15 protein-coding genes and 1 pseudogene are annotated in these 16,603 nt (G+C 43.6%); 13 read left to right on the top strand and 3 right to left on the bottom strand.

Annotated features, from left to right (window positions below):
• Nucleotides 1-2: 2 nt before the first annotated feature.
• Complete coding sequence (gene rsmI, locus Q1A23_RS01180; RefSeq protein WP_299818286.1) at nt 3-713, bottom strand: 16S rRNA (cytidine(1402)-2'-O)-methyltransferase; 711 nt, start codon at nt 711-713, stop codon at nt 3-5.
• Between the two features lie 130 nt (nt 714-843).
• Nucleotides 844-1,092: a 4a-hydroxytetrahydrobiopterin dehydratase gene (locus Q1A23_RS01175; protein ID WP_299818283.1), complete on the bottom strand. Its 249-nt coding sequence runs from the start codon at nt 1,090-1,092 to the stop codon at nt 844-846.
• Nucleotides 1,093-1,229: 137 nt separating this feature from the next.
• Between Q1A23_RS01175 and Q1A23_RS01170 the strand changes: the two genes are divergently transcribed.
• The 9 genes and pseudogenes from Q1A23_RS01170 to rpiB all read left to right on the top strand — a co-directional run bounded on the left by Q1A23_RS01170 (nt 1,230) and on the right by rpiB (nt 9,400).
• The gene (locus Q1A23_RS01170; protein ID WP_299818281.1) at nt 1,230-2,090 is read left to right on the top strand and encodes an SDR family oxidoreductase; all 861 of its coding nucleotides are present in this window, start codon (nt 1,230-1,232) and stop codon (nt 2,088-2,090) included.
• Between the two features lie 88 nt (nt 2,091-2,178).
• Nucleotides 2,179-2,481, top strand: a complete 303-nt coding sequence (locus tag Q1A23_RS01165; protein WP_299818279.1) for a hypothetical protein — start codon at nt 2,179-2,181, stop codon at nt 2,479-2,481.
• 33 nt (nt 2,482-2,514) lie between these two features.
• A complete protein-coding gene (locus Q1A23_RS01160; protein ID WP_299818277.1) occupies nt 2,515-2,748 on the top strand; it encodes a hypothetical protein in 234 nt (77 codons plus the stop codon).
• A gap of 87 nt (nt 2,749-2,835) precedes the next feature.
• Nucleotides 2,836-3,531: a metallophosphoesterase family protein gene (locus Q1A23_RS01155; RefSeq protein WP_299818274.1), complete on the top strand. Its 696-nt coding sequence runs from the start codon at nt 2,836-2,838 to the stop codon at nt 3,529-3,531.
• 355 nt (nt 3,532-3,886) lie between these two features.
• Nucleotides 3,887-4,186 (top strand): annotated as a pseudogene (locus Q1A23_RS19560) (IPT/TIG domain-containing protein); the annotation flags it as partial.
• A gap of 48 nt (nt 4,187-4,234) precedes the next feature.
• Nucleotides 4,235-6,646, top strand: a complete 2,412-nt coding sequence (locus Q1A23_RS01150) for an IPT/TIG domain-containing protein (RefSeq protein WP_299818271.1) — start codon at nt 4,235-4,237, stop codon at nt 6,644-6,646.
• Nucleotides 6,647-6,824: 178 nt separating this feature from the next.
• Nucleotides 6,825-8,099 (top strand): serine hydroxymethyltransferase, encoded by a 1,275-nt coding sequence (gene glyA / locus Q1A23_RS01145; RefSeq protein ID WP_299818269.1) that lies wholly within the window; start codon nt 6,825-6,827, stop codon nt 8,097-8,099.
• Nucleotides 8,100-8,120: 21 nt separating this feature from the next.
• Nucleotides 8,121-8,963: a twin-arginine translocase subunit TatC gene (tatC, locus tag Q1A23_RS01140; RefSeq protein WP_299818266.1), complete on the top strand. Its 843-nt coding sequence runs from the start codon at nt 8,121-8,123 to the stop codon at nt 8,961-8,963.
• Complete coding sequence (gene rpiB / locus Q1A23_RS01135; protein ID WP_299818263.1) at nt 8,963-9,400, top strand: ribose 5-phosphate isomerase B; 438 nt, start codon at nt 8,963-8,965, stop codon at nt 9,398-9,400. The genes tatC and rpiB overlap by 1 nt, the downstream gene beginning before the upstream one ends.
• Before the next feature lie 12 nt (nt 9,401-9,412).
• Here rpiB and Q1A23_RS01130 read toward each other — a convergent pair whose 3' ends face one another.
• Complete coding sequence (locus tag Q1A23_RS01130) at nt 9,413-10,816, bottom strand: hypothetical protein (RefSeq protein WP_299818260.1); 1,404 nt, start codon at nt 10,814-10,816, stop codon at nt 9,413-9,415.
• Nucleotides 10,817-10,918: 102 nt separating this feature from the next.
• Between Q1A23_RS01130 and rbfA the strand changes: the two genes are divergently transcribed.
• The 4 genes from rbfA (at nt 10,919) to Q1A23_RS01110 (ending at nt 16,583) form a co-directional block, all read left to right on the top strand.
• Nucleotides 10,919-11,311 (top strand): 30S ribosome-binding factor RbfA, encoded by a 393-nt coding sequence (gene rbfA, locus Q1A23_RS01125; protein ID WP_299818257.1) that lies wholly within the window; start codon nt 10,919-10,921, stop codon nt 11,309-11,311.
• 22 nt (nt 11,312-11,333) lie between these two features.
• Entirely contained in the window at nt 11,334-12,143 is an 810-nt protein-coding gene (locus Q1A23_RS01120) for a class I SAM-dependent methyltransferase (RefSeq protein WP_299818254.1), read from the top strand.
• Nucleotides 12,144-12,211: 68 nt separating this feature from the next.
• The gene (locus tag Q1A23_RS01115) at nt 12,212-13,435 is read left to right on the top strand and encodes an FtsX-like permease family protein (protein WP_299818251.1); all 1,224 of its coding nucleotides are present in this window, start codon (nt 12,212-12,214) and stop codon (nt 13,433-13,435) included.
• Between the two features lie 226 nt (nt 13,436-13,661).
• Nucleotides 13,662-16,583, top strand: coding sequence for a DEAD/DEAH box helicase (locus Q1A23_RS01110; protein ID WP_299818248.1), 2,922 nt, complete (start codon nt 13,662-13,664; stop codon nt 16,581-16,583).
• Nucleotides 16,584-16,603 lie beyond the last annotated feature (20 nt).

Raw genomic sequence — 16,603 nt, 5'->3', positions numbered from 1 at the left:
AATTACTCAGCGCTTGTTGCTTTGCCTGCCTTCTCTCCTGCCACTACAAGTACGAATTCGCCTTTGATAGCTTTAGTGGTAAAAATTTCCACAAGCTCGTCCAGGCTGCCATTCAGGGTTTCTTCAAACATTTTAGAGATTTCACGTGAAACAGATGCCTGGCGCTCGCCTCCGAAATACTCTTTAAACTGCGTAAGTGTTTTAAGCAGGCGATGAGGAGATTCGTAAAAAATCATGGTGCGCTCTTCTGTTGCCAGGCTTTGCAGGCGCGTCTGGCGGCCTTTCTTTATGGGTAAAAATCCTTCGAACGTAAACCTATCAGTACTAAAACCAGACTTAACCAAGGCAGGAACAAAGGCTGTGGCACCAGGTAAGCATTCAATTTTAAGGTCGTGCTTCAGGCATTCTCGCACCAGGTAAAAGCCAGGGTCTGAAATGCCCGGTGTTCCTGCATCCGAAATCAAAGCCATTACCTCCCCTGCTTTCAGGCGCTCCACCAGATGCGAGGTAGCCTTGTGCTCGTTGTGCAAGTGGTGGCTATGCATGCGCTTTTCGATGCCCAGGTGTTGCAGCAGTTTGCCGCTGGTGCGGGTGTCCTCAGCAAGTATAACATCAACCTCCTTCAGCACACGTATGGCGCGCAAGGTAATATCCTCTAGGTTGCCAATAGGGGTTGGCACCAAGTATAAATTAGTTTTCTCGGGTTCCTGCATACCACAAAGATACTACATATTTGCTTGTTGGTTATTAATTGCTGACAGGCGAAGTATAGACTAAAGTATAAAGCAAGTATGGTAAATGTAAGACTATAGTATTTATACTTCAGCAGGCCATAAGTAGCAGTTAGCTGCTTTTGATTATATCGTAGAGCTGGTCTATTTTATCGGCCAGTTTGTAATCCTTTTCTGTGATGGTGTTGCCGGCATCGTGTGTAGTAAGCTCCACTTCTATTGTGTTGTATACATTGCTCCACCAAGGGTGGTGGTCCATTTCTTCAGCCACCTCTGCCACCTGGTTCATGAATGCCATCGCCTGCTTAAAGTCTTTAAACGTAAGGGTGCGCTTTAACTTATTGTCCTCTTCTTTCCACATATTTTGTTTCTAATAAATGTAAGTATACTGCTTTGGCTGGCCATACTTTGCGTTGCCAGGAACAACGTAGCCTGAAAACAAGGCGTATAGCTAAGCCAATACAAATTGCAGATTTATACTATAAAGCTATCAAAACTATGACTAATAAACCTAAATCTGTTCCAGCGCAGGTGCAAAAAGACCAGCCTGGCGATCAGTATAAGATGACCCCGGAGCCGGAGGTAATACGCGATACCTACAAAGGAAGCGATAAGCTTAAAAATAAAGTGGCTCTTATTACTGGTGGTGATAGCGGTATCGGACGCTCTGTGGCAGTACACTTTGCCCGCGAGGGTGCAGATGTTGCTATAGTATACTTAGATGAAGATAAAGACGCCAAAGACACAAAACAGCTGATTGAGAAGGAAGGGCAGAAGTGCATCATCATTGCAGGCGATGTTGGTGATGAGGCATTCTGCAAAAAAGCTGTAGAGCAAACAGTAAAAGAGCTTGGCAAGCTAGACATACTTATAAACAACGCCGCAGAGCAGCACGAGCAGCAGGACCTGAAGGATATTTCGAAAGAGCAGCTGCAGAAAACCTTTGAGACAAACATTTTCAGCATGTTTTATATGACCAAGGCCGCCTTGGAGCACATGAAGGAGGGCAGCAGTATTGTCAACTCCACTTCTGTTACCTCCTATCGCGGCAGCCATCACCTCATGGATTATGCCTCTACCAAAGGAGCCATTACAGCCTTCACCAGATCCCTGTCCCAAAATTTGGCTGAAAAGAAAATCAGGGTTAACGCAGTTGCGCCCGGCCCAATTTGGACGCCGTTGATACCAGCTTCTTTTGATGCCAAAAAAGTTAAGGAATTCGGCTCTAATGTGCCTTTAAAGCGCCCTGGTCAACCTTCTGAAGTTGCTCCTGCTTATGTGTTGCTTGCTTCCGAAGACGGCTCTTATATTACAGGCCAGGTTATACATGTTAATGGCGGCGAACAGGTGGGGTCTTAAAAAGAACTAAACCATAGCTCCTAAAAAAGAGTAAAACTAAACAGTTGCTCTATTTTAGAAGCACAGGAAATATAAATTCAGAAATGTTATGGCTGAAGATAAAAATGACAAAGGGCAGCTGAAAGGGCAAGGGCCTAACCAGCGGCCGATACGCGTGCTGGAGGATGACACCAGCGAACAGGAAATGCGTGCGGGACATATCATACCCGGTGCAGATCCGCCGAAGAACGAGCACCAGCGCGGCGGCTTTGGTAACCGTGATGGTAAAGAAGGATTTGGTAGCGATACTGCCTCAGAAGGACCATCGGCAACTGGCGTGAACGATTATGCCGACGACGGTGTGCCACCGCCAGATAATATGCGCACCGAGGACGAAGGCCGCGGAACATAAACTATACATTAACTAAAATCAAAGGAGGATATTATGCCATCTTATAAGCACACACAACCAAGCTCTGAAAACCAAGGAAACCCAACAGGCAGAGGCCAGTCTAAGGCAGGCGCAAAGCCCGTTGACCCAAACCAGACAAGAGCAGAACACGAGGAGCTAAAGAAAAAGTATACAGACGGTCCGGACGAGCCAGGAGCAAATGTTCAGACAAATAACCCAAACCGAAATACAAACAAGACGGACTTGGATAACAACAAGTATAATTAAATATACCTAACACTTAGCTACATAAAAAGCACCTGCAAAACAGGTGCTTTTTCTTTTTATATTTACCTGTAGCATTACCTCACATTTATGTCCCGATTCGCTTTAACTGATATTCATGGTTGTGCCAAAACGCTAAAGGCAATGGTATTAGAGCAGCTTAAGCTGCAAAAGACAGATGAGCTATACATACTAGGAGATTTAGTTAACAAAGGGCCAGATAGTAAGGGTGTCATTGATTTTATACTTCATCTTCAGAAGCAGCACTACCAGGTTTTCTGCTTAAGGGGCAACCATGACCAAATGCTATTAGAAGCAGCTAAGAAAGGCGACAAGGCAGCTAAACTGACTTCTATTGAAAAGAAGCTCGTTTTAAAAAGTTTCGGGATTAACCAGTTTGAGCAATTGCCTGATAAATATGTAAAGTTTATAAATTCCCTTCCATACTACCTTGAACTCCCGGATTACTTTTTAGTACACGCAGGCTTCGACTTTAAGCAGAAAGATATTTTTAAAGATACAGATGCTATGTTGAATATCCGCAACTATAAACTGGATAGAAGCAAGATTAAAAACAAACGTTTACTCCATGGACATACCCCAACACCTTTGCATAGTATAAAAAAAGATGTATTACATACTAACGTCAGAATGAATTTAGACGCTGGCTGCGTTTATTACAGAAATGCAGCATTCGGAAACCTGTGTGCCTTAGACTTAGATTCAGGTAAATTATTTATTCAGGCAAATTTAGACAAACCCTATAAAGTAGCTCGTAAGCGTTAGTAATTATTGTGGGCTATTGTATTTGTTTAGGTGATAAGTTGTTAAAAATCAGATTTTTTATACACCGTCGCTAATAATGGTTGGTATTAAATTATGTTCCTGCTAAAATATCTTTATCACCTTTTAAAGCTATAAAATTTAGCCTCGTTATCCCCTTATAAGAGACGATTAGAAAGATATAAGTCGGAAATTTGTATATGTCTATTTATATATACGATTTTATGATTTTTAGAAATTTCTGCTTCTGCTACGAAAATATTAAGCGAAAGTTGCTGTAAAGACATAATAATTATCTTATTTTGTGCAGAAAATTTACTGTTACGATTAAATCAGCCTTTTTACACTACATATAGCTATGGCACAAGTTTACGCCCACCCTCGTAAAACTAAGCTTCTCACCGCGCTTATACTTCAATGCATACTTGTTCTATGTGCTATAGTCGATGCTTATGCACAAACCGGTGCTCCTACTATCACGTCATTTACTCCATCGGGTAAAGTAGGTGACGTTGTGGAGATAACAGGCACGAATTTCTCTACAGCAAACAGAGTATACTTTGGGAATGGCTCTACAACTGTTTTTGATATCTTAGATGGCGGGAAAAAAATAAGTGTGCAGGTTCCGGTGACTGCTAATCCAGGAAGGATAAGAGTAAATAACGCTAGCGGGTATGTGCTTAGTAAATCGAATGAGATTTTCCAAATGCCTTTGGCTCCAACTATTAGTTCAGTTTCTGCAACTAGTGGGGTTGCTGGAGAAGAGGTGACATTTAGAGGAACCAACTTAGCCGGTGTAACCCGTGTTTATTTTGGTAGTGGTAATACAACAGGTATAACAGTAATAGATGATTTTCAGATTAAAGTAGTAATTCCTGCAACTGCTACATCGGCGAAGCCAATCCTGCAGTCAAATGAAGGACGTGCCACAAGTGCAACTACCTTTAACATTACTGGCGCTCCAACTATTGCGTCTTTCGAACCAGAAGCCGGACCAGTAGGAACAACAGTAACAATAAAGGGAGCAAACTTAACGGGCACAACCAGAGTTTACTTCGGTAGTGGTGTTACTACAGTATTCACAGTAAACGAAGTTGGTGACGTAATTGTAGACGTGCCGCCAACAGCTACTACAGGTGCAGTTAAAGTTCAATCTAATAATGGGCAAGCCTCTAAGTCAACATTTACTGTAAGTGGCGCTCCTGTTATTACTGAAATATCTCCTCTAGAGGGAGAGGCAGGGGTAACTACCCTAACTATCCGGGGCGAAAATATCAAAGATGCCATAAGAGTGTATGTTGGTGGCAGTTCAACAACAGATATAACAGTAGTAGACGATAATACCATAACAATTTTGGTTCCTGCGGCGGCTTATTCTACGGGCACAGTAAGGGTGTTGACGGCTGGCGGTCAGGGTAGTAGTTCACAAACTTTCAAACTTGATGCAACTCTTCCTGTTATTGATGGCTTTGAACCAACTAGTGCAACTGTTAACACAGTAGTAACAATCACAGGTAAGAATTTTGGAAATGCCACTTCTGTAAGTTTTGCAGGAGGTACTACATCTACATTTATTAGTAAGACAGATACTGAAATAAAAGTTGCCGTTCCAAAAACAGCCTATTCTGGAGCAATTACGGTAGTATCTACAACAGGTAGAAAAGCGAGCACACTACTATTCACAGTAGAAGGTGCGCCCATCGTTAACTCCTTTTACCCTGAGGCTGGAGATGTGAGTTCTCAGGTAACTGTAGTCGGTAGTAATTTCACAAATGCTACCCGAGTGTATATTGGTAGCGGATATGTAGATAGGAAAGACTTTATTTATGGTGGCGCAGATAATGTAATCATAATTAACGTGCCCACTTTAGCCTCAACAGGCGCTATTAGGGTTGTTACAGATGATGGCCAAGTAACTACAGCAGGTATATATACTGTTACATCTGCACCAGTTATTACTTCTTTTGATCCAGGAGCAGGATATATAGGCTCACCACTTAAAATCTACGGATACAATTTTACGGGTGCGACACGAGTTTATGTAGGAAGTGGTTCAATTACCTCCTCTGGCTTTACTGTAAATAGTGCAGGAACAGAAATTACTTTACTTGTGCCTGCAAGTGCAACAACAGGTACATTAAAAGTACAAACTGCTGGTGGCCAATTTGCAAGTACAGGTACCTACGTTGTTTTAAACGCAAACATCACAGTTACTCCTAGCACAATAAACTTTAAGGATGTAGCGGCTAATAGTGAAGTGGTAGAAGAATATATTGTTAGTGGCGATGGTTTAACTAATGGAACTCCTGTCTCTATAGATGTTACGGATCCTAATAACGTTTATTCAATTTCATTGTCTAGAGAAGGTACATATAGTAGATTTTTGGCCTTGCGAAATGTTGTTAATAATAAACTAGCTCCTACCACTATTTACCTAAAGTACTTGCCTACTACTAAAACAGAGGATGGTGTGCAGCATACTGGTTCAATAGTGCATACGCAAGGTTCTGCTTCCAGTACTTTAACTATAAATGGTAATTCTATTGGGCCGCAACCTGTAGAGCTAACGTCATTTACCGCTAAAACTAAAGGTAAAGCTGTTTTGCTTGAGTGGCGTACTGCAACAGAAACAGATAACTCTCATTTTGATGTAGAGGTGGCGGAAGGCACAATGGGCAATTTTATGAAGGTGGCTTCAGTAAAGAGTAAGGCTGGAAACAGTGCAGTCGCTTTAAATTACAATTACACACACCGTTATAATGGTAATGAGACAACGTTATACTACCGCTTAAAGCAAGTAGACGTAGATGGCACTTTCGAATACAGTAAAGTGGTTTCGGTGGAGTTGAACGCTACACAACAGCCAATGCAGTTACTTGTGGCACCAAACCCTTTAAGCCGCGATTCAAAGCTAATTCTTACGTCTAATGTCAGCGAAAAAGCAGCGCTAAAGCTACATGCAATAGACGGAAAGCAAGTGATCAGTACAGGAGTAGTTATACTAAAGGGGTATAACGAAATTAGTTTACCATTCTACGATAAGCTGCAAAGCGGCATGTATATACTAACCGTAGAGCTTGAAGGCAAAGTACAGCAAGTGAAAGTGTTTAAAAGATAAGTAGTTTGTAAGTATAAAAAGACGAAGCCGCTTCTGCCCAGCAGAAGCGGCTTCGTCTTTTAAAGACATAATTTAATTATGAGCAAGGCTTAAGGTACCCTTCGTAGATAAATACCTGAAACATTGGTTTATTGCGGGGCATACTTTAATTTTGAACACATAAAATCTACAATAAGCAATGCAAAAAGATACAGCAATATTCGATTTAATAGCTAGGGAAAAAGATCGCCAAACACATGGCATAGAGCTAATTGCCTCCGAAAATTTTGTTTCGGAGCAAGTAATGCAAGCTATGGGCAGCGTGATGACAAACAAATATGCGGAAGGGCTGCCAGGCAAACGCTATTATGGCGGATGCGAAATAGTTGACTTGTCAGAGCAGTTGGCTATAGACCGTGCTAAAGAATTATTTGGTGCAGCATGGGTTAACGTACAGCCACACTCAGGTGCTCAGGCTAATGCCGCTGTTATGTTGGCTGTGTTGCAACCAGGCGATAAGATTCTTGGATTTGACCTGTCGCATGGTGGTCACTTAACCCACGGTTCACCTGTAAACTTCTCTGGTAAGCTGTATCAGCCGTCTTTTTATGGTGTTGAGCAGGAAACTGGTCTAATCGATTTTGACAAGGTAGTAGAAACTGCCCGTCGTGAAAAGCCGAAGCTTATCATCTGCGGAGCCTCTGCTTATAGCCGCGACTGGGACTACAAAAAATTGCGTGCAGCGGCCGATGAGGTAGGTGCTCTACTTTTAGCTGACATTTCTCATCCATCCGGCTTAATTGCCAGAGGCCTGTTAAACAACCCTTTCGAGCATTGCCATATTGTAACAACCACAACGCACAAAACGCTTCGTGGGCCACGTGGCGGCATGATCATGATGGGTAAAGATTTCGAAAACCCATTTGGCCTGAAGACTCCAAAAGGCGAAACCCGCATGATGTCGTCTGTTTTGGATGGCGCTGTTTTTCCGGGAACACAGGGCGGACCCCTGGAGCACGTGATAGCAGCAAAAGCAGTAGCTTATTTTGAGGCACTTTCTGATGATTACCTAACTTACGTGAAGCAGGTGCAGCAAAACGCGCAGGCAATGGCGAAAGCTTTTGTAGAGCGTGGTTACAACATTATCTCTGGTGGCACAGATAACCACATGATGCTGATCGACCTGCGCTCTAAGGGCTTAACAGGTAAATTGGCAGAGAATACACTAGTTAAAGCAGACATTACCATCAATAAGAACATGGTGCCTTTTGACGACAAATCACCGTTTGTAACATCAGGTATGCGTGTGGGTACTGCAGCAATTACAACACGAGGCCTGAAAGAAACTGATATGAGCCGCATTGTAGAGTTGATAGATGTTACGCTGACAAACCACGATAACGATAGCAAGATCAGCGAGGTGCGCAAAGACATTAACAGCTGGATGCAGGATTACCCGTTATTCGCTTACTAATAAAGAATAGGACCCATTTTGATGGACCAACCATACATGGATGATGAGCCGAAGCACGAGATGTCCTTTGTGGACCATTTAGAAGAGCTGCGGTGGCACATTATCAGGGCGTTAGCCTCTATTTTTATCTTCGGTACCATAGCTTTTTTGGCGAAAGGCTTTGTGTTTCATGATATTATACTTGCGCCCTCGCGCCCTGACTTTCTAAGCTACAGAGTAATGTGCGAGGTAGGCGAAAGTATAGGCTCTGATGTGCTTTGCATTAAAGAGATGGGCTTTACGATACAAAGCAGGCAGATGAGTGGCCAGTTTACAATGCACTTGCTGGTGTCGGCTATACTTGGCCTGGCCTGTGCGTTCCCGTATGCATTCTGGGAGATCTGGCGATTTGTAAAGCCCGGTTTGTACCCACAAGAGCAGAAGAACTCACAAGGAGCAGTTTTCTTTGTATCTATACTTTTTGCGATGGGGCTGCTCTTTGGCTACTACGTGGTCTCACCTATCTCCATCAACTTTCTGGCGGGTTATCAGGTAGACCCAAGCATTATAAATGAATTTGATCTTTCTTCGTATATATCAACATTAACAACGCTTTGCCTGGCATGTGCTTTCATGTTTGAAATGCCGGTAATTGTATACTTCCTGACGAAGGCAGGGCTAGTTACTGCCGAGACGATGAAGTTGTACAGAAGACATGCTTTCATAGTAATATTGATTATTGGGGCAATTATTACACCTCCGGATGTAATTAGCCAGCTACTGATATCAATGCCGCTTATGCTGCTTTATGAGGCAAGTATAAGCATATCAAAATCGATCAGAGCAAAAGACCTGAAGCGACTAAACGAAAACAACACTATATAATGGCACAGAAAATAGCAATAGGCGGGGACCATGCAGGTTATACTTACAAAAGTATGCTGAAGGCGGAATTAACTGCATTAGGTTATGAAAGTAAGGATTTTGGTCCTGACTCAGAAGAATCTGTAGACTACCCCGACCATGTGCACCCGCTTGCCAAAGCCGTAATAGCCGGCGATGCCCAATTAGGTATACTTATCTGTGGTAGCGGCAACGGTGTAGCCATGACGGCAAATAAATACCAGGAGATACGCGCCGCCCTGTGCTGGACGCCAGAGTTGGCAAAACTGGCCCGTGAGCACAACAACGCAAACATACTTTGCATACCAGCAAGGTTTGTAACTGAAGATGTGGCCAGGGAAATGGTGAAAGTGTTTTTAGAGACAAAATTTGAAGGTGGCCGCCACCTGAACAGAGTAAACAAAATAGCTGCCTGCTAAGGCAGCTATTTTTTATTTAAGCTTATATATGTTGCTATTACGCGGATCCTGCTCATACTTCCCGAATACAGCAGGCAATTTATACTTCAGTTCAGCCATTAGCCCTTCTTTATCAATTAAATAAGTGGGCATTTCACGTTCAAAATTTTGGGAGATTTCAAATACAGACAGGTATTCATCGAGATCTCCGAAGTGGCGCTGCGACAGTTCCCAGTTAAGATAAGGCGTTACAGGCTTGTTTTGAATGTAAAAGTTAAAATCCTTACCTAATACTAAAACTGTGCTGTTGCTGATAGATGTATCTGGCGCATCGGTTAAAAGTAGCGGCGACTCATCTAATGAAAGGTATTGATTGATGCCTAGCACAGAGCGATAACGCAGGATAACAGTACCTGCCAGCGCTACAAGTATAATCGTATTAAGTACCCAAGGCTTTTGCCCTGATGTGAACAGGAACTGACTGAAGTATGCGATTGGCGGAAGCGAAAGTATAAATGTGGCAACTGTAATTTCCTCGCGTGTAAACATAACAAGTAAAGCAACTCCCATCCAAACGGCCATCAGCTGCTGAAACTTAACCTGGAACACAAGGCGCTGTGGAAGCGAGGAGGCGCTCATAAAGGAAAGTATGGCAATTAAAGCAGGTATCGCCATTAGTTTAGCCACATCTGCGGGAGGCCTCAAAAAATTAACCTGTAGTTGCCAGGGGCGGAATAAGTGCATCTCCAGAAACTCAGCCAAAGCGCCGTTATAAAAATAGTAGGTCATCAGCACCACATACGGAAAGCTAAAGCCGCAAAGCATGAGCAAGAAGCTACGAAAGGTGTTAGATGCAAAAAAGATGACGGCAAATGCGCCTACTACCAAAAACATAGCTAATGGCAAATAGCAAAGGGCAGCCAGCCCAAGTATAAACCCGCCCACAAATAACCTGTTGTTATCGAAGCCCTCTTTTGATAACGTGACAATGTAAGGTAGCGAAAGTATAATGAATGTATTTCCTATGAGTAGCGGCGTAAGCATGTTAAACTCAAAGGAGATACTGCCTAGCACCAAGTATAAAAGTGCCGGAATATAATCTTTGGTAGCATATACATTGTGGCGGTTAAGCGTGCTGTTAAGAAGTATAGCTTGTAGCAGAAGCAACACAACAGCAGTTAACCGGTAAGCCAGAAATGAACGCCCAAAAAGCAGGTCCAGCATCCAGAAAACCATGGCAGATAGCGGTGCCGTGTTATCATACACATCGCGGTACATGCTAAAGCCGTCGGCAAGGCGCTCCCCAACCAGCATGTGCAGTAGCTCCGGCGATGTGGGTGTAACCCGCAGCAAAATTAAAGGCAGCTGAATAGCAAGGTAAATTATAACCAGCAGGATCAGTCGGGAAGGCAGTATGCTTCGGAAGTAACTAATCAAGGAAAGACGGAGTTAGAAGAAACTATAAACTGGCCTATCTCAAAATGAGTAAGGCGCTTTTGGGGTAAAAATGCGAAATTAATATGATATTTGCATCTTCGTATGGAAAGTAAAAGACAACAGAAATTTTCGCGCCTGATTCAGAAAGAACTGGCGGATATCTTTCAACGGGAAGTTCCGCATCTGTTTGGGGGCGCTTTTATATCAGTAAGTACTGTGCGCGTATCGCCTGACCTTGGTCTGGCCCGCACTTACCTAAGTGTTATGATGGCCCCTAACCCGCAGGAACTGCTGTTGGAAGTTAGGTTAAATACCAAAACAATTCGTCACCATTTGGCGCAACGCATCAAAAGCCAGGTTCGTGTAATTCCTGAGCTGTCCTTTTACCTGGACGACAGCGCAGAGTATGCTGCCAACATGGACAAGCTTTTCTCAGGCTTGGAAATACCGCCGGCACCAGAAGAGGACGAAGACGACGATACTTATACTAAATAGAAGCATAAGCTTTATTCACCCTATGCAGTACGACCCTATAAAGCGCGTGCTTGGCGATGTATTTAACAAAACACCTTTTCTTCGCCGTGTATTTTATAACCTACTAGACCTGCTGTTGCTGCGTACCTGGCACGTGCACAAAGAACTGCGCGAGTGGGCTGCTAACCGCAAAGGCAAAGAGCAACATATTCTGGATGCCGGCTCCGGCTTTGGGCAATATACTTACTTCCTGTCTGGCATGAGCCGCAAGTGGAGTATATTGGCTGTAGACGTTAAAGAAGAGCAGATATCAGACAGTAATCGCTTTATCAGAACTATAGGCCGGCATAACGTATTGTTTAAAATCGGAGACCTCGTAAAGTACAGAGAGCCTAACAATTACGACCTCATACTTTCTGTGGATGTGATGGAGCACATTTTGGAGGATGTGGAGGTTTTCAAAAACTTTCAGGCATCGTTGCGCTCCGGCGGTATGCTGCTTATCTCTACCCCATCCGACCAGGGGGGCTCCGATGTGCACGGCGACGACGAAACCTCTTTTATTGAGGAGCACGTACGTGACGGCTATAACATCCAGGAAATTCAGGACAAACTAAAGCTGGCCGGATTCAGAAGAGTGGATGCCCGTTATTCTTATGGCAAGCCGGGGCAAATTTCGTGGCGCTTATCCATGAAGTACCCAATGCTGATGCTGAACACTTCCAAAATATTTTTTCTGATATTGCCATTCTACTACCTGCTTACATTCCCGGTAAGTATGATTTTGAACTGGCTGGATGTAAATGGAAAACACCCGTCAGGCACAGGTCTAATTGTAAAAGCCTGGAAGTAGTTTGATTGCTAAATTGCTATATTGTTGAACTCGAATAACAAATAACAATCAACGAAGTAACGAAATAAATGAATGTACCTTTTCTGATAGCGAAGCGATATTTTTTCTCTAGAAAGAAGAGGAACATCATCAGCATTATATCCAACATTGCTATGATAGGTGTGGCTGTCGGGTCTGCTGCGCTTATCATTGTGCTTTCCGTTTTCAATGGTCTGGAAGATCTAATCCGAGAAATCTACTCCAGCTTCGACCCTGACTTAAAAGTTACAGCAGCCGAGGGCAAATCTTTTGAAACGGATACGGAGTTTATGAACCGAATCCGGAATACGCCGGGTGTGGCCGTAGTATCAGAGGTGATAGAGGATAATGCCCTTTTACGCTACAACGACAGGCAAATGGTGGTTAAAGTAAAGGGCGTAAGCGAAAACTTTTTCCAGCAGAACGAGATTGCACAATCGGTGGTTGAGGGAAACACCGAGTTAATCTATAACGACACTTACCATGCGCTGATTGGGCGAGGAGTGCAATACCAGCTCTCGATAAGGCCCAATAACCAGTTTGTGCCGCTGCAATTCCTGTATCCCCGCAATACAAAGTTCAACCCGCTTAACCCCGAAGGCGCTTTTAACAGCCTTAACATAACGCCAGGAGGTATTTTTGCCATTGAGCGCCAGTATGATGATGCGTATGTGTTTGTGCCTCTCAATTTTGCTGAGGAGTTACTGGAGTATGGCCGGCGGCGAACGGCCTTAGAGCTTAAAGTAGAGCAGGGCTTCCGTATAGAACAGGTAAAGCGGCAATTGCAGGAGTTGCTGGGGCCAGCGTTTAAGATACAAAACAGCGACGAGCAGCACACCAGTTTGCTACGGGCCGTTAAGGTAGAAAAGCTGTTTGTGTTCATCACTTTTGCCTTTATACTTTTCATTGCTTCACTAAACATCTTCTTCTCGCTGTCTATGCTTGTAATAGATAAGAAAAAGGATATTGCCATACTTGCCTCTATGGGGGCTACAGCCAGTACCATTCGGAATATATTTCTTTTTGAAGGTGCCCTGGTTGCGTTTATCGGGGCTGCCTACGGTTTAACCCTAGGTATGCTTATTTGCAACCTGCAGCAAAACTTTGGCTTGGTGAGCATGGGTATGGCTACCTCTGTGGTAGAGGCTTACCCGGTAAAAATGGAGGTAGAGGATTTTATCTTTACCGGTTTGGCTATCATAATTATTACGTTGCTGGTGTCTATTAGGCCAGCACGTAAAGCAGCAGCCATGTCTGTAACCGAAAATCTGTAACACTATACTCTCAATCGCTGCTCTCTCCCCCCTACCAAGCAATTACATATACTTCTAAGCCAATTATTATTTCCTTTTCAGAAGTATAAAATCAAAACTTTAGGCCTGCTCTTCTGTTTATCTCAGAATTTAGTCAATAGCAGCCTAACTATAGCCAAGGGCGGTTTTTTCGATAGGAAATGAGCCTTTTTAAGACTAAATTTGAAGTCCTAAAATTGTCTTTGGCATGAAAGTTTACACCACTCAGCCTTTTCAGGTAGTTTATTCTTTGTTTGAACACGAATATTTGGGATACCTGTTCGAATCTTTTGTGGTTCAAGTAAACTCTAAAGGCCAACTTACCCTGCAGCACCAGAATATCTCTGCCAAAAATGCCGACGAATTCTCCTCACGCCTGGATGCTGATGATTTTAAACTAATACAGCTAATAGACCAGATACAGCAGGATGCGGTACTGAAACGCTTTGCCACAAAAAAAATATCTCCTGTCGATTTTTTCCTGAAAGTATACGACTCTGAAAAAGGAGATAAAACACTACAGGAGACTATAAGCCACTACATACAGGGGCGCATGGGCAAGATAATGGAGTTGCTGCGGAATGATAAAAATACCTTTATCATGGGCAAAGACGGAGAGCCGACCTGGAAAAGAATAAAGCTGGCTCCCGAAAAAGCCTCTGTTCTGTTCCACTTTATGCGGAATGAGGATAACACGCACTATTTCCCGAGGATAAGGTATGCTGGCGAAAAGCTGGAATTCCAGTACAAAAACGCCTCTTTGATTTGCTATGAGCCAGCCTGGCTAATGCTGAACGATGTGGTGTATAGCTTTAACAAACCCATAGACGGTAAAAAGCTGCAGCCCTTCCTTAATAAGAAGTTTATTGCCATACCGCGCTCTTTAGAGGAAAACTACTACCGCAAGTTTGTGGCTCCGCTGCTGGAGTCGTTTGATGTGTTTGCCAAAGGGTTCGATATCAAAGACGAAAAATTTGAGCCAAGCCCATTCCTGACTTTCTCGGAAATTCTGGCTACGGATGCCGTTGCTTCTAAAGTAAACGGAGAGCAGAAAGCAGATCGCGGAAGGAGTAAGATTATGTTTAACCTGGCGTTCATGTATGGGCAGCACCTGGTGCAAACGCAGGAGGCAAAGCGCATTAGCGTAAGCATGGAGAAAACAACTGATACGTACGTTTTCCATAAGCTGATACGGGACCTTAACCACGAAAAAGAATTTGCAAAAGAGCTGAACAAGCGTGCCTTAGAAGTTAAAAACGGACAGGCCGTGCTTGATAAAAGCGAAGCTTTTTCCTGGTTAAACAGTAACCTACAGGAACTGGAGCAGCTGGGGTTTACGGTGCAGCAAACAGAGAAAAACGGGAAGAATTACTTTATAGGCGAGATAACGCTGGATGTAGGTATAACCGAAAAAAACGATTGGTTTGACATTTACGGGACAGTTCGGTTTGGCGAGTTTGAAATTCCATTTATCAGGCTTAAAAACCATATACTTACCAAAAACAGCGAATTTATACTACCAAACGGGCAAATAGCTGTTATACCCGAAGAGTGGTTTACGCAGTACATAGAGCTTTTTGCGTTTGCCGAGGGCGAGGAGCAGCTCACGCTTAAAAAGCACCACATGGCGCTGGTTAACGACTTACAGAACGGAAACCTGGCAACAGTAACCATGAGCCGTAAACTGGAGAAGCTGCGCGAGTTCGAATCTATAGAAGACCAGCCTCTGCCGGCAGGTTTTATAGGGGAGCTTCGGCCTTACCAGAAAGCTGGGTATAATTGGCTGCATTTTGTGCAAAACTATAAGTTTGGCGGATGCCTTGCAGATGATATGGGCCTGGGCAAAACAGTACAGACGCTGGCCATGCTGCAGTATCGTAAAGAGAACGGAGCCGAAGCTGCCTCGCTGCTTGTTATGCCTACCTCCTTGGTATATAACTGGATGAACGAAGCCCAGAAATTTACTCCTGGGTTGCGCATACTAAACTACACAGGCACCTACCGCGAAAAAAATGTAGAGCTGTTTCAGGAGTATGACGTGGTGTTGACTTCTTACGGCATTGTACGATTAGATGCAGATCTGCTTAAATCATATTATTTCGATTACATCATACTGGATGAGTCGCAGGCGATAAAGAACCCAGATTCAAATACTTCGCGATCTGTTAGAGAACTAAAGTCAAGGCACAGGCTTATACTTACGGGTACGCCGGTAGAGAACAGCACCATGGACCTGTGGTCGCAGATGTCGTTTATCAACCCTGGTTTGTTGGGTAACCAGCATTTTTTCCGGAACGAGTTCTTAAAGCCGATAGAAAAGGACAAGGACGAGCATAAAACACGCAGGCTTCACGCGCTCATAAAGCCATTTATACTTCGCAGGCACAAATCGCAGGTGGCCAAAGAGCTGCCCGAAAAAATAGAGCAGACTATCTTCTGTAAAATGACGGAAGAGCAGGAGCATGCTTACGAAGAGACAAAATCATATTACCGCAACAAGATACTGAAGAACCTGGAAGAGAACGGGCGTGGTAACACCCAGTTTATGCTTTTGCAGGGCCTTACCAAGCTACGCCAGATTGCAAACCACCCCCTTATGACTGATCCAGGCTATGAGGGCGAATCGGCTAAGCTGAAGGAGGTGCTGCACATGACCAAGAATGTAGTAAAGGAAGGCCACAAGGTTCTTATCTTTAGCCAGTTTGTAAAGCACCTGGAGATTATACGCAAAGCTTTGGATAAGCGCGAGATCAGCTATACTTACCTTGATGGAAACACCAAAAACCGTTACGAGCAGGTAGAGCGTTTCCAGACCGACCAAAGTATACAAGTGTTCCTGATATCGCTAAAAGCAGGTGGCGTGGGCTTAAACTTAACTGCCGCGGATTATGTGTTTATACTTGACCCTTGGTGGAACCCTGCTGTAGAGGCACAGGCTGTGGATAGAGCGCATCGTATAGGCCAGCAGAACACAGTATTTACTTATAAGTTTATCACAAAAGATACTGTAGAGGAAAAAATCCTTGCCTTGCAAAACCGCAAAATACAACTGGTAACTGATCTTATCAGCACCGACGAAACAATCATCAAAAGCCTTACAAAAGAGGATATAGATAACCTGCTGAGCTAAGTATAAATGGGTTCAAGATT

Origin of the sequence: uncultured Pontibacter sp. (assembly GCF_947492645.1) — a bacterium.
In the GTDB taxonomy this organism is placed as follows: Bacteria; Bacteroidota; Bacteroidia; order Cytophagales; family Hymenobacteraceae; genus Pontibacter.
The sequence above is the reverse complement of the archived record's forward strand: the minus strand, read 5'-3'. Positions and strand labels throughout refer to the sequence as shown.